Here is a 3,506-nt window from a genome sequence, read left to right as displayed (position 1 = left end):
GGCTGGCAGGGCATGCCCCTGTGACCGCCGGTCCCGTCGGCCGGTCGGGCACCCTCCCGACCGGGCGACGGGCCGGGCGACGGGCCGGGCGCGTGGAAGCGCCGGTGGGAGGGCCCGCGGGAGCACCCGTGGAAGCGCCGATGGGAGCGCTCTCACGCCGTGTAGGATGGCCGCTCCCGAGAGTGAGCCACACCGGAGTGTGATCATGCCCCGAACTGACAGCCCGGGCCCCGGAGGTGCCCGGCCTGCCGCGCGACCGACGGTGGAGGACGTGGCCGCCCGCGCGGGAGTCAGCCGGGGAACGGTGTCCCGGGTCATCAACGGTTCGCCCAAGGTGAGCGCCCGGGCGAGGGAGGCCGTCGAGCACGCCGTCGCCGAGCTCGGCTACGTACCCAACCAGGCGGCACGATCCCTGGTGACCTCGCGCACCGACGTCGTCGCCCTGGTCGTCCCGGAGAGCCTGGCGCGGCTGAGGTCGGAGCCGTACTTCGCGGACGTCATCGCCGGGATCTCCGACGAACTCGCTTCAACAGACCTTCAGTTGCTGCTGACCCTGGTCCGCAACGAGGACGAGCGCGAACGTCTGACGCGCTACCTCACCGCGCGTCGGGTCGACGGGGTGCTCCTGGTCTCGGTGCGCCAGGACGACCTGTTGCCCGACCTGCTCGAACAGCTCGGCATGCCGGCCGTACTGGGCGGCCGCCGGTCCGAGCGCGAATCGCTGAGCTACGTCCACGCCGACAACGCCGGCGGGGCCCGGGCGGCCGTCCGGCACCTGGTCGGACTCGGCCGCACCAGAGTGGCCACCATCACGGGGCCGCTCGCCATGGAAGCGGCCGGGGCACGCCTGGCGGGGTACCGGGAGGCGCTCACGGAGGCCGGCCTCGCTCCGGAGGACGCGCTCGTCGCCCACGGCGACTTCACCGAGGCGGGCGGCTACGCGGCGATGCGCGAGCTCCTGGCCGAAATGCCCACCCTCGATGCCGTGTTCTGCGCCTCCGACCTGATGGCCGTGGGCGCGTTCCGGGCGCTGCGCGAGGCCGGGCGGCACGTGCCGGGAGACGTGGCCGTCGTCGGCTTCGACGACTCCGTCATCGCCCGTAGCACCGAGCCGCCCCTCACCAGTGTTCGCCAACCGACCGAGGCGATGGGGCGGTTGATGGTCCAGCTGCTGCTCGAGGAGATCGCCGACCCCGGGCGGCCGCGTCGTCAGGTGATCCTGCCGACCGAACTGACGGTCCGCGCCTCGGCCTGAAGGCCTCGGACTGCCTCGAACGGCCTCGAACTGAAAGGCCGTCACGTCCCGTTGTTCCGGTATGAGCCACGGCCGCGTGTCACGGCTGACCTGGGCATAAGGTGCTGCTACGCTCCCGATGGGTGTGGGAGCGCTCCCATGCGCCAAGATTCTGGGGGGTGACATGTCGAAGGCACAACAAGGGGATTCGGCATTCGGGGGCATGCTGAGGGCGCTTCGTCGTGAAGTGGGATTCACGCATGAGGAACTCGCCCGGCGTTCCCAGGTCAGTGTGAGAACGATCAGCGACATCGAGCGGGGCCGAGTGCTCCGACCACAGCGCCGCTCCGTCCAACAGCTCGCGGCGGCGCTCGGCCTGAGGGCCTCGCGACTGGAATGGTTTCTCCGTGCCGCGCGCGCCGTTCCCGGCAGCGGGCCCGATCAGCCGGACGGGAGCCGTCGCGAGACGCCGGCCGCCGGGGAGGTGGACGAACAGCCGTCCGCGGTGGTCGTGATGGTCCTGCCGATGACCGCGACCGGCGGGAGCGGCCCGTGCTGCAGGCGCCGCCGGCGCTGTCCGCAACCCCGCCCGACCGGGCCCCGACCCGTGCGCCGGGCCGGTTGACGGCCGTCACGTGCGGCGGGCAGGCGCTGGCGGCCACACGTCCGCCACGAGGACGCCGAACGCGTACGCCCGCCCCACCAGCGCCGTCCGGTTGGGGAGGTGCCACCGGCGACTCGGCCTAGCGAGGCGGTAGTTGACGCCGTCCGCGGCCAAGCCGACCTCCCTGCCGATCCGGGCGGTGGCGTCAACCCCAGGCGGCCGCGGGCCAGGATCCCGCGCCTCGGTCGGGCTCGCCTCGGCACGCGACGCGGGCGGCGGCGAGGAGATCGAATCACGCGGCTCCATCGAGACCGAAGCAGCCCGCCGCCTCGCCGACGACCTCAAGAACCTCACGTACAGTGCGGTCGCGCGGGCCTGACGATCAGCGCAGCGTCAGGATCCAGGCGCTGACGGCCAGCCAGCCGGTCAGCGTCAGCGCCGCGCACGCCCAGGCGAAGCGGGCCGGCCCACGGCCGCGGTCCCACCCCTTGGCGCGCTGGAACCCGGCGGCCAGACCGGCCACCGCGGTGACGGGGAGCGCGAGAAAGGCCAGGTACAGGGTGCCGTAGTAGAGGAACCTCGCGAACAGGGCGCCCACGAACACGAACGGCGCGGACACCACGGTGACCACCACGCCGCCAGCCGTGCACGCGACGCGCAGCCGCTTCTCGTCGGAGAAGAACGGCGGCACGGCGCACACCACCGCGCAGCCCAGGCCGAAAACGTACAGAACCAGCCCGCCCGGGCCGTACCCCCGGTGGATGCTCCACACCGGCAACAGGAACGCGACCGCCCCGACCCCGGACAGCCACCGGGCACTCACCGGCACCGCGGCCATGTTTCCCCCTTGCACAGCACCCTCTTTGAACGCGTTCGAATCTAGCACCCAGGAGACGACGCCACCCAGACGGACAAGTCGCCGAAGATCGCGGCAGGCACAGCGGGACGCGGCTCTCCGCGGAGAGCAGACGCATGCCGATCTCGTTGCGGCCCATCCCGAGGCTGTGGACCACAGCGGGCAGGCCGTGGCCGAAGGAACAGGCCGCGGGTTCCGCGTCCCGATGTCCTATGGCGAGTCCGCGAGCTGTGCGTTTCGTTGGATCCGCGCTCCGTGCCACCTTGATCGTTCCGGGTTTCGTGCCACTTCCCCGGGACGGTGTGCTGAAAGCTAGGTGACACGTCTGCTGCCTGACCGGCTTGCTGAGGCTTCAAGGAGCACTGTGCCGCGGCGGGTGCGTCGCATGGGCGTGGTGGAGCGGACCGTGCGAACAGAAGACGATGGCGATGGCTGGAGCCCGGAGCCGTCTGGAACGCCTCCGGCTCCGCCGCCAAGCGTCCGACCAGAACGACGTGGAGGGCGTCGCCGTAGGCGTACTTCTTGGTCAGACGAAGCGAGGCCTCTTGCGACGCTCGGGTCGTTTGTCCTGATCACGCCGGTTTGGGTAGCCGAACACCGCCGCCGGCGATGTCGCCGACCCCCCTCCCCCGGTAAGCGCCAGGGGCGGCGTCTCCGGGACGGTCGGGGAGGTCGGCCGAGATGGCGAGGTGACAGCGTTCGGCGTCAGGTCCTCGACGGTCGGGGAGGTCGGCCGAGACGGCGAGGTGACAGGGTTCGGCGTCAAGTCCTCGACTTTCTGGGAGCTCGGCGGAGACGTCGAGGAGACAGGG

General features: G+C 71.7%; 4 protein-coding genes. 3 read left to right on the top strand and 1 reads right to left on the bottom strand.

The window, feature by feature from the left end; translation table 11 throughout:
• Positions 1–205: 205 nt before the first annotated feature.
• The 3 genes from ACWDCZ_RS39475 to ACWDCZ_RS39465 all read left to right on the top strand — a co-directional run bounded on the left by ACWDCZ_RS39475 (position 206) and on the right by ACWDCZ_RS39465 (position 2,217).
• On the top strand, positions 206–1,255 hold the full coding sequence (locus tag ACWDCZ_RS39475) for a LacI family DNA-binding transcriptional regulator (RefSeq protein ID WP_449818482.1): 1,050 nt from the start codon (positions 206–208) through the stop codon (positions 1,253–1,255).
• Positions 1,256–1,373: 118 nt separating this feature from the next.
• Positions 1,374–1,859: a helix-turn-helix domain-containing protein gene (locus tag ACWDCZ_RS39470; protein ID WP_380743115.1), complete on the top strand. Its 486-nt coding sequence runs from the start codon at positions 1,374–1,376 to the stop codon at positions 1,857–1,859.
• A 133-nt stretch (positions 1,860–1,992) separates the two neighbouring features.
• Entirely contained in the window at positions 1,993–2,217 is a 225-nt protein-coding gene (locus tag ACWDCZ_RS39465; RefSeq protein WP_449818481.1) for a hypothetical protein, read from the top strand.
• Between the two features lie 3 nt (positions 2,218–2,220).
• On the opposite strand, the gene ACWDCZ_RS39460 is transcribed toward ACWDCZ_RS39465, so the two are convergent.
• On the bottom strand, positions 2,221–2,676 hold the full coding sequence (locus ACWDCZ_RS39460) for a hypothetical protein (RefSeq protein ID WP_449818480.1): 456 nt from the start codon (positions 2,674–2,676) through the stop codon (positions 2,221–2,223).
• Between the last annotated feature and the right edge of the window lie 830 nt (positions 2,677–3,506).

The sequence above is a fragment of the Kitasatospora sp. NPDC001225 genome, assembly GCF_053597855.1.
This window is presented reverse-complemented; position numbering and strand designations above follow the sequence as displayed.

Bases quoted from the DNA above. Each gene is read 5' to 3' on its own strand.
- ACWDCZ_RS39475 (WP_449818482.1), top strand. From the start codon at position 206: ATGCCCCGAACTGACAGCCCGGGCCCCGGAGGTGCCCGGCCTGCCGCG.
- ACWDCZ_RS39470 (WP_380743115.1), top strand. From the start codon at position 1,374: ATGGGTGTGGGAGCGCTCCCATGCGCCAAGATTCTGGGGGGTGACATG.
- ACWDCZ_RS39460 (WP_449818480.1), bottom strand. From the start codon at position 2,676: ATGGCCGCGGTGCCGGTGAGTGCCCGGTGGCTGTCCGGGGTCGGGGCG.